The sequence below is a fragment of the Aeromonas sp. S12(2024) genome, assembly GCF_041402305.1.
Lineage (GTDB): Bacteria > Pseudomonadota > Gammaproteobacteria > Enterobacterales > Aeromonadaceae > Aeromonas > Aeromonas veronii.
Map to the genome: position 1 here is coordinate 260,971 of NZ_JBGLRB010000002.1, position 15,469 is coordinate 276,439.

The 15,469-nt window shown below is 57.5% G+C and carries 12 protein-coding genes and 1 pseudogene; 2 read left to right on the forward strand and 11 right to left on the reverse strand.

The features are described 5' to 3' along the window. Nucleotides 1–70: 70 nt before the first annotated feature. The 4 genes and pseudogenes from ACB035_RS03085 to ACB035_RS03100 all read right to left on the reverse strand — a co-directional run bounded on the left by ACB035_RS03085 (nucleotide 71) and on the right by ACB035_RS03100 (nucleotide 4,885). Complete coding sequence (locus tag ACB035_RS03085) at nucleotides 71–1,159, reverse strand: hypothetical protein (protein WP_371166646.1); 1,089 nt, start codon at nucleotides 1,157–1,159, stop codon at nucleotides 71–73. A 383-nt stretch (nucleotides 1,160–1,542) separates the two neighbouring features. Then, on the reverse strand, nucleotides 1,543–1,758 hold the full coding sequence (locus ACB035_RS03090) for a hypothetical protein (protein ID WP_236380785.1): 216 nt from the start codon (nucleotides 1,756–1,758) through the stop codon (nucleotides 1,543–1,545). Between the two features lie 82 nt (nucleotides 1,759–1,840). Then, nucleotides 1,841–3,097 (reverse strand): annotated as a pseudogene (locus ACB035_RS03095) (replication endonuclease); the annotation flags it as partial. A 288-nt stretch (nucleotides 3,098–3,385) separates the two neighbouring features. Further along, the gene (locus ACB035_RS03100) at nucleotides 3,386–4,885 is read right to left on the reverse strand and encodes an alanine/glycine:cation symporter family protein (RefSeq protein ID WP_371166647.1); all 1,500 of its coding nucleotides are present in this window, start codon (nucleotides 4,883–4,885) and stop codon (nucleotides 3,386–3,388) included. Between the two features lie 348 nt (nucleotides 4,886–5,233). Between ACB035_RS03100 and ACB035_RS03105 the strand changes: the two genes are divergently transcribed. Together ACB035_RS03105 and ACB035_RS03110 are read left to right on the forward strand one after the other, a co-directional pair. Then, nucleotides 5,234–5,671 carry a GNAT family N-acetyltransferase gene (locus tag ACB035_RS03105; RefSeq protein WP_371166648.1) on the forward strand — a complete coding sequence of 146 codons (438 nt, stop codon included), beginning with the start codon at nucleotides 5,234–5,236 and terminating at the stop codon, nucleotides 5,669–5,671. Nucleotides 5,672–5,747: 76 nt separating this feature from the next. Further along, nucleotides 5,748–6,512: a zinc-dependent peptidase gene (locus ACB035_RS03110; RefSeq protein ID WP_371166706.1), complete on the forward strand. Its 765-nt coding sequence runs from the start codon at nucleotides 5,748–5,750 to the stop codon at nucleotides 6,510–6,512. Between the two features lie 81 nt (nucleotides 6,513–6,593). On the opposite strand, the gene ACB035_RS03115 is transcribed toward ACB035_RS03110, so the two are convergent. The 7 genes from ACB035_RS03115 to ACB035_RS03145 all read right to left on the reverse strand — a co-directional run bounded on the left by ACB035_RS03115 (nucleotide 6,594) and on the right by ACB035_RS03145 (nucleotide 15,467). Next, nucleotides 6,594–7,190: a GPR1/FUN34/YaaH family transporter gene (locus ACB035_RS03115; RefSeq protein WP_005336948.1), complete on the reverse strand. Its 597-nt coding sequence runs from the start codon at nucleotides 7,188–7,190 to the stop codon at nucleotides 6,594–6,596. A gap of 224 nt (nucleotides 7,191–7,414) precedes the next feature. Continuing rightward, a complete protein-coding gene (locus tag ACB035_RS03120) occupies nucleotides 7,415–10,417 on the reverse strand; it encodes a DUF748 domain-containing protein (RefSeq protein ID WP_371166649.1) in 3,003 nt (1,000 codons plus the stop codon). A 52-nt stretch (nucleotides 10,418–10,469) separates the two neighbouring features. Continuing rightward, on the reverse strand, nucleotides 10,470–11,231 hold the full coding sequence (locus ACB035_RS03125) for a substrate-binding periplasmic protein (protein ID WP_371166650.1): 762 nt from the start codon (nucleotides 11,229–11,231) through the stop codon (nucleotides 10,470–10,472). A 36-nt stretch (nucleotides 11,232–11,267) separates the two neighbouring features. Continuing rightward, entirely contained in the window at nucleotides 11,268–11,678 is a 411-nt protein-coding gene (locus tag ACB035_RS03130) for a MerR family DNA-binding transcriptional regulator (protein WP_371166651.1), read from the reverse strand. Nucleotides 11,679–11,680: 2 nt separating this feature from the next. After that, the gene (locus ACB035_RS03135) at nucleotides 11,681–12,649 is read right to left on the reverse strand and encodes a hydroxymethylglutaryl-CoA lyase (protein ID WP_064337796.1); all 969 of its coding nucleotides are present in this window, start codon (nucleotides 12,647–12,649) and stop codon (nucleotides 11,681–11,683) included. Beyond that, nucleotides 12,646–14,616: a biotin carboxylase N-terminal domain-containing protein gene (locus ACB035_RS03140; protein WP_371166652.1), complete on the reverse strand. Its 1,971-nt coding sequence runs from the start codon at nucleotides 14,614–14,616 to the stop codon at nucleotides 12,646–12,648. The genes ACB035_RS03135 and ACB035_RS03140 overlap by 4 nt, the downstream gene beginning before the upstream one ends. After that, nucleotides 14,613–15,467 carry an enoyl-CoA hydratase-related protein gene (locus ACB035_RS03145; protein WP_371166653.1) on the reverse strand — a complete coding sequence of 285 codons (855 nt, stop codon included), beginning with the start codon at nucleotides 15,465–15,467 and terminating at the stop codon, nucleotides 14,613–14,615. Before ACB035_RS03145 ends, ACB035_RS03140 begins: the two co-directional genes overlap by 4 nt. Nucleotides 15,468–15,469 lie beyond the last annotated feature (2 nt).

Consider the following 15,469-nt stretch of genomic DNA (forward strand, 5'->3'; position numbering starts at 1 on the left):
AAGTCACCGTCCCCCCCCTAACTATTTCAGCCAAAACATAGTAAAAATGCTACACGTTGCAAGTTATTTCTTAATGTCTATTTTGTTCCACCAACTGCTTGGTAATATATTTCTCTATGCTGGATAGGCCTGGATAAAATAGCTCTTGCCCTTCGGATCCAATATAAATAGCTGGTGAGGGCTCGATGTCACCAAGTAAAGGGAAATTAGGATAATACTCTTCATGATAACATATGTACTCGACTGCTGGGGAGTTATCACCAAGGTTGTTTTTAATATAAATAATTCTATTTGAAAACTTTATCAAATGATAGAAAAGAGCTTTTAACGTCCATTTTTTTATTTGAATATACTCAAAATCATCTGATCCCTCAACCCAAAATGTTACAATTCCATTGTTTATATTTAGCTTGTTGTCGAATTCCTCACAAGAATTAATTAAATCGAATGTTACAGATCTAAAATCCATAATTGCATTAATCAATGAGGTATCTGCTAGATTTGAAGATGGTTCATTTAAAAAATTATATGAGTTTAAGTGAAAACTCTTCAATGAATTAATAAAGGAACGGGAGAATTTAACGTTGTGTGTCTGATGAGGTAAATAGTTAGCATTATAGGTCATGCGCTTAGCGTCAACTGCCTTATACCAAAATTGAAAAACTTTTTCATTATTCAGGTTGATTGATTTTTCCTCACCTCCAACGATGCTACTGATCTCTGCTTCTTTTAATTTAAATAGCGTTTTCTGTAAATCATGTGCATCCATTACCTGAGCAGCTTCAAGGTCATGCTCTCTCTTTAAATCATCAAGGGCCTTATATATATGAGGTGAGACCCCTTTAAACTTGTCATTAACAACAAAAATAAATGTCTTTACTTTAGATATACTATCCCAATACAATTTCAGATTGAGAAAGTCCGATTTTAATTTTTTTATGGCTTCCTTATTATTTTTTGTTAACTCATCGGGAGCATATACTTGATAGTATTTTCCATTACATGCACACCAACCATCATTACCTCTGTCACCTATATTTCCATGAGGTTTTACCGGTTTGAAATTGGGGTCATAATACCCCATGATTTTAACAAATAGATCTTCGTAGCTTTGACGAGTCGATTCATGTACTAAGATTCTAAACTTATCTATTCTCACATTCGATTCCATAAAAACTGACCGTGATTAGATGAAGAGCGAGAGTAATCCGTTAATATAGCATGCTATATAGTTTCGAATCACCCGAATAGCCCTTCAGAAAAATTGATTTTAGATAGTAACGTTATCAGCCTACCTCTGGTGTTGAACGTATCTTCTATTGCTCTTCTTTTGAATCCATGCCTGTAACGAAGCAACAATACACTCTAGGAACTGCAATGGAAAGATCCACCGAAGCTCGTCTCTTTGAACAAGTCAAAACTGTGATTGATGCGACCGTACCATAGGTGTGCCTAGCCAAGTTGTAGTGTGCTGAAACGAGAGATGAAGGAGATGATAGAGCCTTCTGTTACTCATAGCAGCAGATCCTGAGCGGTATTTACTCAAGGTTTGGTGGCGGCGTCTACATGTTGACGGTGCTCAGCTACTACTAAATGAAAGACGGCCTGATATATTGGATTGAGTTGTTCGGCTGCGCCAGAATTGGTTCGGTCGATATTGTTGTCCGGTGCGATAAGGAGGGGGCGGCTGCTGACGGTGCCGATCTGGTCGATGGTGCCGGCGGCGCATGCCATATACTGTTTTTTATCCTTGAGCATCCTTGGCCAATGCTGTTGGAAATCCAGGCAACTCAATTATTCAGGCTGAGGCACTGTTCTCTGCAGACTTTCTGCTTGTTGTTCATACCCACTTCTTGTTGTAGCCGTACCGTTCCTGCATCCACACAGGGGTGTCCAGCCCCTCCAGTACCCGCCACATCTCTGACTGATAGGGCTGCGGCAACATCTCGATCCAACGGTGCGTCCCGGTGTGGCCTTGTGCTTGGTAAACCTTGCCGCACAGTTCGACCAGCATCGGCCAGTCTTGATCCCCTTCTGGAACTGCGTATTCATCCGGTTGGTCCAGTTCGGTTGGTGGCTGGCCATCTGGTATCCAATCCGGCTCGCTTGGTCGCGAGCGGCTCGACTGCACCTGGTCGTTTTCCAGCGTAAGGGTGAAACCATCCACCCTTACGCTGGCACCTGACCGTAATCGGTCGATGGAGAAGGGCGATAATCCCCATTGTTCCCTCATGATCTGCTCTGCGAAGGCATCAGGATCCGGTAGCGTACAGTTATTGTCAGAGCTCCAAGGTGCCGGGCTGTCGCCCGTCTTAACCCCAACCCCCCTCGCTGCAGCCTCTGCGGCTTTCCTGGCTTCATGGGTACCGGCAGGCACAATCTCCCACCCTTGCAGGCGGGTCTTGATGCCCAGACGAGCGGAGGTAATGCCCATCAGGCGCTTGATGTCTTCGCCATAGCTGTTGGCCTGCTCCTCGATGAGGTGGGCCAGCTTGATGGGGTGTTCGGCACGGGTGGCCAGTGCACCGCCCATGGCGTGCAGGTAGCAGCGAAAGATGCCGTTATCTGCGGCAAAGCGGGCGGCCTCAAAGCGTGGGTCTTGCAGCACTGGCTTGGGTGGGCCAACCAGTTCGGCATTCTTCTTGGCGTTGCTGATGCGGCGCAGCTCACGCCATACCCCGACCGGGGCGCCGCCGATCTGCTGGAAGGTGCGAATGCCCCACCAACTGGCCCAAGCCACGGCATGCAGGGCGCCCTCATCGGCGGCAGTGCCGGCCTCTTCGTCATCGTCCAGGTAGGCGCCGTCGATGTTCTTGGCAATGTATTTGGCGATATAGCCCGCGGCATCCCCCTTGGCCGGGTCTATCTCTTTCCAGTCAAAGCGGGGAGTAAAGTCGGTAAAGGGTGGGCAGCCCTTGATATCCCGTACCAGCTCTTCGTGGTCATCGGTCAGGGCATAGCGTTGCAGGATGCCGATCACCCGGTTGCGATCTTCCGGGCGCATAAAGAGCAGCAGATGCCAGTGCGGGGTGCCGTCGTGGTGAGCCTCGCAAACGCGAAATCCATAAACGGGGGCGTTCCACCGTTTGAGGACGGCCACTTGATATTTCATCAGACGATGACATACGCCCACTTTGCACCGGATTATCTCAATGACGCTGTCCGCTTTAACCCGTTGGAAAACCATCTTAAACCAGCTTGATTTCCCCCGGGAATGGGCAGAAAAAAGTGTCCACATTTTGCCAATTTTGGTGTCTTTTCACGTCCCAAATTGTCCCCTTGTGTGGCACTTAACTCCTTGGTTTTAATGTAAACTGTTGAAATTAAATCAATAAAAATGGCAGCCGAGGCTGCCATTTTTATTGATTTCTTATGTCGTTCTGGTTCAGGAGGTCTTGCGATCCTGATCCGGCTCGAACTGATGGCCCGATTTCTCCCGCTCCAGGTTCTCTTCGGAGCGTTTGCCCACCCAGTAATCGGCGTTCTTGATGCCGAGCTTCTCCGGGTGGAATACGGGGTCAATCCCTTGTGCCTGCTGCGCTTCATAATCCTTCAGACAGGTGAAGGCGGTTTTTTGCAGCAGCAGGATGGCGATGATGTTGAGCCATGCCATCAGGCCGACCCCGATATCACCCATGCCCCACGCCAGATCCGCCGTCTTGACGGTGCCGTAGACAGTGGCAGCCATCAGCGCAATCTTCAGCAAGAAGGTGAGCCAGGGGCGATTTATCTTGCGGTTGATGTAGGCGATGTTGGTTTCGGCGATGTAGTAGTAGGCAACGATAGTGGTGAACGCGAAGAAGAACAACGCGATGGCCACGAAAATGCTGCCAAAGCCCGGCATCATGCTCTCCATGGCGGTCTGTACATAGCCCGGACCTGCTGCGATACCGGCAATACCCGTGTAGATGGCGGCGCCGTCCGGCCCTTGTACGTTATAGAGACCGGTGATCAGCAGCATAAAGCCGGTGGCGGAGCAGACGAACAGGGTGTCGATATAGACGGAGAACGCCTGCACCAGACCCTGCTTGGCCGGGTGACTCACTGCCGCCGCAGAGGAGGCGTGCGGTCCGGTACCCTGACCCGCTTCGTTGGAGTAGACCCCGCGTTTTACCCCCCACATGATGGCCAGACCCAGAATGGCACCGAAACCGGCATCCAGACCGAAGGCGCTCTTCCAGATCAGCAGGATCACGCCCGGCAGCTGGCCGATATTGAGGGCGATGATGACGCAAGCCACGATGATGTAGCCCAGCGCCATAAAGGGCACCACGGTACTGGCGAAGCTGGCGATACGCTTGACGCCACCGAAGATAATAAAGCCGAGCAGCAGCGCCAGACCGGCGGCGGTGACGTTCGGATCGATATTAAAGGCGGTCTGCAGGCTTGAACCGATGGAGTTGGCCTGCACGCCCGGCAGCAGCACGCCGCAGGCGAAGACGGTGGCGATGGCGAAGGCCCAGGCGTACCACTTCATGCCAAGCCCTTTCTCGATGTAGAAGGCCGGGCCGCCGCGGTATTCACCGTTGATCTTCTCTTTGTAAACCTGACCCAGGGTGGACTCCACGAAGGCGGAGCTGGCGCCGAGGAAAGCGACCATCCACATCCAGAACAGGGCGCCCGGGCCACCGAAGGTGATGGCGGTGGCCACACCGGCGATGTTACCGGTACCCACGCGACCGGCCAGGGTCATGGCCAGCGCCTGGAAGGAGGAGACACCGGCATCGGTGCTCTTGCCATCAAACATCAGGCGCACCATCTCTTTGATATGACGCAGTTGCAAAAAACGGGTACGCAGGGAGAAGTAAAGACCGACCCCCAGACACAGGTAGATGAGCGCAGGGCTCCAGATTACACCATTGATGGCATTGACGATTTCATTCATGTACAACAACTCCTTTGTTGTGTTTGTGGCGCTGTCTTGGCGAGATCTTGGCCTCGCTCTCTGTCACTGTTTTCGGCCCTGTTTGTTAACAATCCAGTTAACAAATGAGCGCGAGGTTGAGGGGTTAAGCAGAGCGCAAACAGGCGCCATGCATGGCTTGTAACATATCGAGTTGTATCGGTGCTTCCCAGCGAAAAATGTTGTCTTGTTGCAAATTTGTGAATTGACAAGGGTGGGGGGATAATGGCAGGCAGCGTTTTCTATGAGTAAAGATGAGATCCTCCTTGTTGATCTGCGCCAGACAATGTGACGGGCGTAACACTATGGAAAGCAAACATGAGGCCAACAATGAAAAATGACCCTGAGACGTTGACGATCCGTCCCCCTGAGGCCGACGACGGGAGCGCCATCGCCCACCTGTTCACCCAATTGGGGTATCCTGCCGAAGGCGCTGACGTGACGGCACGCCTGTTGGCGCCGGATCCCGCGAGCTTTGTGCTGCTCGCCTCTCAGGGCGACAAGGTGGTCGGCGTGCTGGTGTGGCACAAGCTGGCATCATTGCATGTTGCACCAGCTTGGGGCCTGATCTCGGCGCTGGTTGTCGATGAAGGGGCAAGAGGGGCGGGAGTGGGCGCAGCCCTGCTCAAGGGCGCCGAAGCGATGGCGCGGGCCGCAGGTTGCGCCCAGCTGGAGCTATCCAGCAGTCTCAAGCGCGAGGCGGCCCACCGTTTTTATCTGGCGCAGGATTATCAGGAGCGGCCGAAACGGTTCGTCAAACTGTTGTAACCTGTTTTTTGCATCACAAGAAGGAGTAGGCGTGCTGGGATGGTTCAAATGGCTGGGTGGTCGCCCGCAAACGCCCATGAGTGAGGATGAGTTAGCGCTGTGGCGTCAGGCGCTGGCGGCTGTGCCCATCTTGCAAGGGCTCAGCGAGGCCGAGCAGACAACGCTGATCGGGTTAGGGCAACAGCTGCTCAAGCGCAAGACCCTGACCCTGATCGGGGTAGAGCTCAGCCCACGCCAACAGGCGGTGCTGGCGCTGCAGGCGGCGTTGCCCATTCTTCATCTCGGTATCGACTGGTATCGCGGCTTTCACGAAATCATCATTATTCCCGAGCCCGTCACCCGGCGTCAGGAGGTGCAGGATGAGTTCGGGCTGGTGAGCGAGTTTGAAGAGGAGAACGCTGGCGAATCCTGGCCGCAAGGGCCGCTGGTGCTGGCCTGGAGCGAACTGCAGCAAGATGGCGACTGGGACGGCTTTAATCTGGTGATCCACGAGCTGGCTCACAAGCTCGATATGCTGGGCGGTGAGGCGGACGGTGCGCCGCCGTTGCCGGGGCCGATGAGCAGCCAGCTGTGGCAGCAGGCCTTTCAGGCTGCCTTCGATGAGCTGTGCCAGCAGCTTGATCGGGACGAAGTGACCGATATCGATCCCTATGCTGCTGAACATCCCGCCGAGTTTTTTGCCGTCAGCTGCGAGTGTTTCTTTACCGATCCGCTTCGGCTGCAGCAGGTCTATCCCGCGGTATACCGGCAACTGAGCCAGTTCTTTAGCCAGGATCCCGCGCAGCGTTTTCCCGCGACCCGCTTGCTGGCGGGAGAAGCGGACGCCGGGTCACTTAGCTGATAACCGAGCTGTTAAACGGTTATTCAAGATAGCAAAAAGGCACCCGAGGGTGCCTTTTTCACAATCTGAGTGGCTTGCCTATCAGGCAGCGGCTTTCAGCTGTACGGCGGCGGCTTTCTTGTGATCGCCGATCGGCATCACGGTGCGGCCGAATTGCTCGTTGATCACGGTGGCCATGGCCAGGTAGATGGCGCTGGCGCCACAGATGATGCCTTCGAAACCGGCGATGGTGCCGATCAGGGTGCTGCCGGTGAAGTCACGGGCGGCCAGCAGGAAGAACAGCACGGTCAGGGAGGCGAACACGAACTGCTTGGCGCGCGGGTAGTTGATGGTGCCAACCAGCATGAACAGGGTGAACATGCCCCACATCAGCAGATACCAACCCATGTAGGCGTGCGGAGTGGCTTCGGCCAGACCCATGGTCGGCATGATCAGCAGGAACACCAGGCTCAGCCAGAACAGGCCGTAGGAGGTGAACGCGGTCACACCGAAGGTGTTGCCACGCTTGTACTCCATGATGCCAGCGATGATCTGGGCGATGCCGCCGTAGCACAGGCCCATGGCCAGGATCATGGCGCTGATGGGGAAGAAACCTGCGTTATGGATGTTCAGCAGGATGGTGGTCATACCGAAACCCATCAGACCCAGAGGGGCAGGGTTGGCCAATTTTTCGCTCACGTGGCGTTCTCCAAAAATAGAGGTGGGGGTTAACAAAAGACGCGCGATTTTAGGCAGGCTGTGGCGCGCCCGCAAGGGGGCAAGGGGGATAAATCGTAAAAAAACTACGTGATTATTTGCATCAGCGGCCAAATGCTCACCAAGACAGGCTGTTTGGTGAGCAAAAGGTGTCAAAATAGTTGAGGGGTTGTATTTTTCTTACGCTTTTGCGCAGTGCGGCGGCCTTACTGATCCAGTGTCAGGATCACTTTGGCTTCCTTGTCCTCTTCCTTGACCTGGCTGTCGAGCACGAACAGCCTCTCCGGGGCGATTCCCTGGCTGTCGACCAGAAACTCTTTGGTATTTTGCGCCCGGCGCATGGCGAGATTGCGCAGGGATTTGGCGGTGATGAGCTGCTGATCCCGCAGCAGGATCACCGCCTGGGCCCGCAGTGCTGCGCTCTCTTCATCCAGATGGAGGCGATCGGCCAGATCATCCAGATCTTCGCCAAAGCGCTCTTCATAGGCTTGGGCCAGCGCCTCTTGCAGGGCGGGGTCCTGTTCCAGCAGGTCGAGATCCGCCTGATTGCCGGTGAGCTTGGCCAGTACCCGTTCCAGCTTTTGCCGTTGCAGGATGGTGCGCTCCTCGTTGAAGTTGACCTTGCCGCGAATGTTCATGCTGAGCTTGGGTCTATCCTTGAGGGCCTGCGCCAGCTTGACCAGTTTCTCCTGCTGGGTGGGGGTGAGATCGGGATCCCCCGGCAGGAAAGGAAGTTCGTCGAGATCTTCGGTGCCATCGGCCAGCGAGGCGAGCAGGGAGAAGGGGGAGGTGATCGCCTTGCTCAGTGTGTTGCCCAGCACATCCCAGAAGATATTGCCGATGCTGAAGTCCGGTTGATCAAGATCTCCCTTTACCTTGAGGTTCATCTGGATCACACCGTTGGCATCGCTTAGCAGGGCGATGGCCAGCCCCAGCGGCAGATCCTTGGCCTGATCGCTCTTGATCTTCTCGCCCAGTTGCAGCTTCTTGATGGTGATGTCGTTATCCCCCTCCAGCCGGTTGCCCTCCAGCTTGTAGTGCAGCTTCATGGAGAGCTGCCCCTTGTCAATGGCATAACCGGCATAGGTGCCCGAGTAGGGGGTAAAGGTGGTGAGCTCCAGATTGTGGAAAGCGACCGCGATGTCGAGGATAGGGTTGGCGACCAGCAGGTTGGTACCGCCGCGAATGGTCACTGGCGCATAGCGATCCACCTTGCCGTTGAAGGCGAGATCGGAGCGTTGCCCCGGAATATTGCTGATATGGCGGCTCTGGCCGCCCAGCGAGGCGATATCGGCCACAAAATCTTGGCTCAGGCTGCGATCGGCAAAGCGCAGGTTGCCCTGCTCGGTGCGCAGCTGGTCGATGGTGAAACGAAAGTCGGGAGCCTTGCTGCCTGCCTTTGCTTCAGTACTTTTTGCTGCCGCCGGTTGCGGCAACAGCAGCTGTTGCAGGTTGGTGGTGCCATCTTCGTTGATCTCGATGCGGGCGAAGGGCTTGTTCAGAGCAATGTCCTTGATCCGCATCTGCTGGTTGATGCCGTCGTACGTCAGACCGGTGAGAGCCAGGGTGTTGAACTCCAGCAGCCGCTGATTGTCTGCCCGATCGACCACCTTGAGCCCGTTGACATCGAGCCCCCCCTGCAGGGTCAGCTTGCTCAGATCTCCCTGGGCGGTGGTGGCGAGATCAAGGCGGGTCTTGCTGCTCAGCAGCCCGTTTTGCACCTTGATACGCACCAGATCGGCCAGATAGGGCTGTGCCAGCGTGAGGGGCAGCCCCTGCTGGTTGATGTCGCCGCTTAAGGTGAAAGGAGTCAGGGTCAGTTGGCCATCAAAGGCGAGGGGGCTGCTCTGGTTGAAATGGGTGGCCAGAGTCAGTTTGCTCGGTTGCTCCCCCTTGCTGCCCAGTGGCCCCAGCGCCAGCTTGAGGCCGGAGAGCTGGCGTGCCTGCGGTTTGCCGCTGCTCGATTCGGTGAGAGTGAGATCGCCCTTGTCGATAACGATCTGCTTGATCTGCCACTGCCAGGGTTTGTCTGCCCCGTGTTTCTTGCCGTTACCGGCTGTCTTTGCTTGTTGTGCCGACTTGGGCGCCGCATTGTTGGCCACCTCGTTTGCGGTGTTGGCTTCTTTGACGGGCTTGGCGGGAACCTGTTCAATCAGCAAGTCAGCCAGATCCAGTTCCTGCTGTGGGTTGAGGGTGGCCTTGAGCAGGGGTTGTTGCAGAGTGATCTTGCCGATCTGGAGCGACTGTTTCTGGCCATCGACAGCCAGATCGCTCAGGGCCAGCTGGCCGAAGCGGGCAAATTCGTCGCCCTTGTGTTTTTTAAGCTGCCAGTTGTCCAGGGTCAGCTTGCCTTTGGACAATTGCCACAGCACTCCTTGCTTGCCCTCTTTAAGCTGGTACTCCACCTCTGCATTGGCGTGGCCTTTGGCCAGATCCAGCTTGAGATAGGGTGCCCAGAGCGGGGCGAAGGGTTTCAGGTCGACCTGTTTGAGGCTCGCTTTGCCCTGACCCATGCCGCTCATCACATCGAGTTTGCCGTGGGCAGCGAGGCTGCTTTTGCCGTTGATGGCGGCGTTCAGCTGATAGGCGGTCGGATGGTTTGCCTCGGTGCGGAGGTTATCGAGCTTGAGGGTCACTTTTTCCAGATTGAGAGGCGGCAACCAGCCGGGTTCGCTCTCCTTGCGTTGATCCTGATAGCGCACATGGCCGTCAGTGACTGCGATGATGGCAATATCGACCAATAGCGGGGCGCTGGCTGTTTCGGGCTCGGGGGAGGGCGCAGGGGCGAGCAGGGTCGCCAGTGCATCGGTCAGATTGAGTCGAACATCCCCTTTTTTGTCTGTCAGCCGTTGCAGCAGCACCACGGGTTTGGTCAGGGTGACGGCGGAAAGCACGACCCCTTTCTGCTGCCAGCTGGCTTGCAGGTTTGGGGTGATAAAGAGCTGCTCAAAACCGATGATGGGCTGCTGCTTGGCATCGAGCAGGGCCGTCGCGCCGAGGGTGAGAGAAGGGTTGCGCAGCCCTACGTCAATCTCCCCCAGCGTCAGTTGCAGGCCGTAGTGCTCGGCCAGCCAGCCGGGCAGATAGCGCTGGATCAGACGGGGGGTTTGCCACAGCAGCAGAGTGATCAGGATAAGAAACAGCAAGAAAGCGTAGGCAAGGTAGCGCAGCAAGCGGAGCTTGGGGGACGCGGGCTCGGTGGTGTTCATTTGGTGCACTCCCATTTGGTTCCCGCCATGGTACAGAAAAGCTGGATAGTAATCATGGGGTTGCGTGCTGTTGTACGCCGTACTTTGTCCAAAGGCGATCAAGTTCACCCTTTTGTTGCAGCGCTGCCAGCCACTGTTCCAGCTGGGCAGGGGTAATGGGGGCCTCAGGGTGAAGGATGGCGCGGTGTTGATACTGTTGATCCCATTTTTGCGAGATCAGCAGCTGGTCGGCTGTGTCGGGATTGGCCTGCAGATACTGGTTAAGGTACGAAACGTTGAGAATGGCTACCTCGCCGCGCCCTTTGAGTAGCGCTTGCAGGGCGCTGACGTTGTCTTTGACCAGGGTGATATTGAGCTTGCGCTGCAGGTAGAGGGGATCGGCATTGAACTGGCCGACGCCGTAGTGATAGCCGGTCACCCCGATGAGGTGATGGCTGGCAGGATCGTCAAAAAAGCGCTGATCCCGGCCCGCTTTGTTCAGGGCCACATAGACCTCGCCACCACCGAGGAAGGGGGCTGTCATCTTGAGTTTATCTGTGTCCCAGCCCCACTTGGTGTCTTCAAACAGCATCAGCGAGAAACGGCCCAGATCGAGCGCCTTGTAACGGTTGGCGGCCGAGGTGGGAACAAACACGAATCTTACCTCTTGTTGGATCTCGTTGAGCTTGGCGATGAGGTCCAGCGTCAGCCCTTCATAGCGGGAATCGGAGAGTTTGACCACAAAGGGGGCATAGGGGTATCCACCAACCTTGATGAGGGGATGGCTCCAGCCAGAGAGGCTGAACAAGAGCAAAAACCAGCACCAATATCTCATGGGATCCCCAGGGCAATAGCTTCCTCCCAGATTCGGTTAATCTGCGCCAGTTTTCAAGCTGTTAAGGGAATTAACACAGCGCTGTTCGGCGGCTTCCAGCTCGGCCATCACCATCTGGATATCCTCCAGTTGCTGGCGCAGGGCGCCGCGTTTTGCCTCGATTAGCTGGATCATGGAGTGGAGCTGGGTTTTGCTCGATTTGTCAGTGTCGTACATATCGAACAGCTCGCGGATCTCGGCCAGGCTAAACCCCAGCCGTTTGCCGCGCAGGGTCAACTTGAGCCGGATCTTGTCCCGATGGCTGTAGATGCGGGTTTGCCCCTCCCGCAGCGGGGTGAGCAGCCCCTCATCCTCGTAGTAGCGGATGGTGCGCGGCGTGACATCGAACTCGTGGGCCAGCTCCGAAATGCTGTAGGTGATCTCCTTGCCGGGCAGGGGACGGGACATGATCATGACTCCTGTTGCTGGGCGTGTGGCTGGCAGAGGCGCGCACGCAGCCGCTCGGCATTGGCGTGCAGGGCCTGACCGACCCGCGAGCCGTTGGGGCGAGCGAGCTGCTCGCTCACCCACTGGCCGGTGGCCGCCAGTTTGTCGAGATCCACCCCTGTCGTCATGCCAAGGCCGTGCAGCAGGTAGACCACCTCTTCTGACGCCACATTGCCGGAGGCGCCCGGCGCATAGGGGCAGCCGCCAAGCCCCGCCACCGAGCAGTCGATGGTGCGAATGCCGCGCTCCAGCGCGGGTAGCAGGTTGGCCAACCCCTGGCCGTAGGTGTCGTGAAAATGGACCGCGAGTCGCCCCGCCGGGATCTCGTGCAGCACCGCATCCAGCATGGGCGCCACCGTGCCCGGGGTGCCGACGCCTATGGTGTCCCCCAGCGAAATTTCGTGGCAGCCGAGATCCAGCAACTGCTCGGCCATGGCAGCGACTCGTTTCGGACGGGTCGGGCCATCGAACGGGCAGGCGATGACGGTGGAGAGGTAGCCGCGCACCTTGATGCCGAGTCGGCGCGCCTCCTGCACCAGCGGGGCGAAGCGCACCAGCGACTCCTCCACGCTGATGCCGATATTGGCGCGGGTAAAACCATCGGAGCAGGCGGTGAAGAGGCCAATCTCATCGGCACGGGCGGCAATGGCTGCCTGCAAGCCTTGCAGATTGGGCACCAGAGCGCCGTAACGGGTTGAGCCCTTGCGCGGCAGTGCCTCGAACAGCGCTGCGGAGTCCGCCATCTGCGGCACTTTTTTGGCAGAGACAAAGGCACCCACCTCGATGCGTTGCAGGCCGCTGTCGGTAAGGCGCTGGATCAGCTCCAACCGCTGTACCAAGGAGAGGGGCGCAGCTTCATTTTGCAGGCCATCTCGTGGCCCCATCTCCACCAGACTGACCCTGTCGTCACGGACGTCCTGTGATCGGTTCATGGGTGTTCCTCCTGTGAAGCAGTCTCTTCGGCAAAGCGCACCAGCACGGTTCCCTGGCTTACCTGCTCGCCCTGTTTGCACTGCAGGGCTTCAATTACCCCGTCCCGCTCTGCACGCAACTGGTGTTCCATCTTCATCGCCTCCAGCACCAGCAGGGGTTGCCCCTTGCTGACCGTTTGGCCAGGTTCGATCATCACGGCTACCACTATGCCGTGCATGGGAGCGATGGCGCCCTGCGCCTTCTCATTTGTCTGATCATGATGGTGGCTGTGCTGCCGATCATCGGCCGCGAAGCGGATGCGCTGGCCCCCCAGGGTCATGATGAAGGCTGCCTCCGAGCCTGTGGCCCTCTGAATGGGGATCTGTTGCCAGCAGCCACCCTGCTGCAGCCGGATATGATCGTCACCTCTCTGGTAGCAATGAGTCTCCCCTTGCCACTCAAACTGGCCGCCATGATCGTTAAGGGTCAATACCCGGTGCTCATCACCGATGCGCACCGCCGCTGTCCAGCAGCGATCCGGCCCCAGCCGAAATCCGCAGGCTTGCTGCCAGGGGCAGGTGCCCGCAGGACGGCTCGCCAGCCAGAGGGTGGCCAGCGGCCAGGCGAGCTCAGGAATGGGCTGTGCTGTGGTGGGAATGGGCCACTGGGTATGGTGGCCCATGGCCAGGACGTCAGGCTCTTCACAAAGGCGCAGCAAGAGCGGGCCGTTGTGCACCAGCGGCCCGAGATCCAGTGCCGCCAGCGCATCTGCCAGTTTGGCGAACGCCTCGGCGCGGTTCTGGCCGTGGGCGATCAGCTTGGCGATCATGGGATCGTAATAGGGACTCACCTCATCGCCAGCGGTAACGCCGGTGTCGATGCGCACGCCAACGGGCCAGTGGAGCCAGTGGATAGGCCCGCTGGCGGGCAGAAAACCGGCCGCCACATCCTCGGCGTAGAGGCGCGCCTCCACTGCATGGCCGCGCAGCACCACTTCCTCCTGGGTGAGTGGTAGCGGCTTGCCTTCTGCCACGGCCAGTTGCCAGGCCACCAGATCCTGCCCGGTCACCGCTTCGGTGACCGGATGCTCCACCTGCAGCCGGGTGTTCATCTCCATAAAGAAGAACGCATCCTTGCAGAGCAGGAACTCGATGGTGCCAGCCCCCTGATAATGGATGGCTTTGGCTGCGGCCACGGCCGCATCCCCCATGGCGCGACGCAAAGCCGGAGGGATGTCGGGGGCGGGCGCCTCTTCGATAACTTTCTGATGGCGTCGCTGCAAGGAGCAGTCCCTGTCCCCCAGATAGATGGCGTTGCCGAGGCTATCGGCAAAGACCTGCACCTCCACGTGGCGAGCCCGGGGTAGATAGCGCTCCAGCAGCACCAGATCGTCGCCAAAGGCGGCCTTGGCTTCCCGTTTGACTGCCGCCAGCGACTCGTCAAAGTCAGCCAGCTGATCGACCTGGCGCATCCCCTTGCCACCGCCGCCACTGGCTGCCTTGATAAGTAGCGGGAAGCCAATCTGGCTCGCCTGATCGCGCAAAAAGTCCGGCCGCTGATCCGTGCCGTGATAGCCAGGCAGCACAGGTACGCCGGCAGCCTGCATCAGCGCCTTGGCGCCCGATTTGTCGCCCATGGCGAGAATGGCGGCGCCGCTTGGGCCGACAAAGCGCAGGCCGCGCTGTTCGCAGGCGGTGGCAAAATCGCTGTTTTCCGACAGAAAGCCGTAACCGGGATGGATGGCATCGGCGCGCGCCTCTTTGGCAATCTTCAGCACCTTGCCGGTGTCGAGATAGCTCTCTCTGGCCGGTGCGGGCCCCAGATGCCAGGCCTCATCGGCCAGACGGGTGTGCATGGCATGGGCGTCGGCATCGGAGTAGAGGGCGATGGTGTGAATGCCGAGGCGTTTCGCCGTCTTGATGATGCGCACGGCGATTTCGCCGCGATTGGCAATCAGCAGGCGTTTAATCTGAGTGTGATGGGTCATGTCTCATCCTTGAAACGGGGACGCCAGGCGGGAGGGCGTTTGTCAAAGAAGGCCTGCATCCCCTCCTGGGCTTCAAGCCCCACCCGAACCCGGGCAATGGTCTCGACAGTTTTCTCTTCGTGCAGGCGGGAAGGATGGGCCTCTATCGCCGCCAGCAGCCGTTTGGTCTCTTTCATCGCTTCCGGCCCGTTGCGGCACAGACGAAGGGCCTGCGCCCGTCCCTCCGCAGGCAGTTGATCCGGTTTGCAGAGTTGATGCGCCACATTGAGCCGACAGGCGGTGATGGCATCGAACGGCTCGGCACTGAGCATGTAGCGGCGTGCCTGACGCATTCCCATGGCGCGTACCACGTAGGGGCTTATAACCGCAGGCACTAGCCCGAGGCTTACCTCTGAGAGGCAGAAGCGCGCATCATCGCTGGCCAGCACCAGATCGCAGGCGCAGATGAGCCCCAGCGCCCCGCCGTAGGCGGCCCCTTGCACCAGCGCCACCGTGGGGAAGGGGAGCTCGTCGAGGGTCTGCATCAGCCTGGCCAGTACCCGGGCGTCTTCGCGATTGTGCTCAAAATCGGCGTGGGCCAGATTGCGCATCCAGTTGAGATCGGCGCCCGCGCAAAAGTGTTTGCCTTCGGCCCGCAGCAGCAGGGCGTGGGGGCGTTCGGCAAGATCATGACCATGGAGATGGGCCAGATCATCGAGGCAGTCGAGCAGCCCCAGCATCAGGTCGGCATCAAAGGCGTTGTGGTGGGCCGGGCGCGACAGCACCAGTTCGGCCAGCGGGCCATGCCGCTCCAGCCGAAACGGGCCCTGTGTTGAAGAGCCAAGTGCTGAGGAAGTAAGTGGATCTGACATCG

What these genes read in the sequence shown, in the direction of transcription:
- ACB035_RS03090 (WP_236380785.1), bottom strand. Translation starts at nt 1,758, where the DNA reads ATGCTCAAGGATAAAAAACAGTATATGGCATGCGCCGCCGGCACCATC.
- ACB035_RS03100 (WP_371166647.1), bottom strand. Translation starts at nt 4,885, where the DNA reads ATGAATGAAATCGTCAATGCCATCAATGGTGTAATCTGGAGCCCTGCG.
- ACB035_RS03105 (WP_371166648.1), top strand. Translation starts at nt 5,234, where the DNA reads ATGAAAAATGACCCTGAGACGTTGACGATCCGTCCCCCTGAGGCCGAC.
- ACB035_RS03110 (WP_371166706.1), top strand. Translation starts at nt 5,748, where the DNA reads ATGAGTGAGGATGAGTTAGCGCTGTGGCGTCAGGCGCTGGCGGCTGTG.
- ACB035_RS03120 (WP_371166649.1), bottom strand. Translation starts at nt 10,417, where the DNA reads ATGAACACCACCGAGCCCGCGTCCCCCAAGCTCCGCTTGCTGCGCTAC.
- ACB035_RS03125 (WP_371166650.1), bottom strand. Translation starts at nt 11,231, where the DNA reads ATGAGATATTGGTGCTGGTTTTTGCTCTTGTTCAGCCTCTCTGGCTGG.
- ACB035_RS03130 (WP_371166651.1), bottom strand. Translation starts at nt 11,678, where the DNA reads ATGTCCCGTCCCCTGCCCGGCAAGGAGATCACCTACAGCATTTCGGAG.
- ACB035_RS03135 (WP_064337796.1), bottom strand. Translation starts at nt 12,649, where the DNA reads ATGAACCGATCACAGGACGTCCGTGACGACAGGGTCAGTCTGGTGGAG.
- ACB035_RS03140 (WP_371166652.1), bottom strand. Translation starts at nt 14,616, where the DNA reads ATGACCCATCACACTCAGATTAAACGCCTGCTGATTGCCAATCGCGGC.
- ACB035_RS03145 (WP_371166653.1), bottom strand. Translation starts at nt 15,467, where the DNA reads ATGTCAGATCCACTTACTTCCTCAGCACTTGGCTCTTCAACACAGGGC.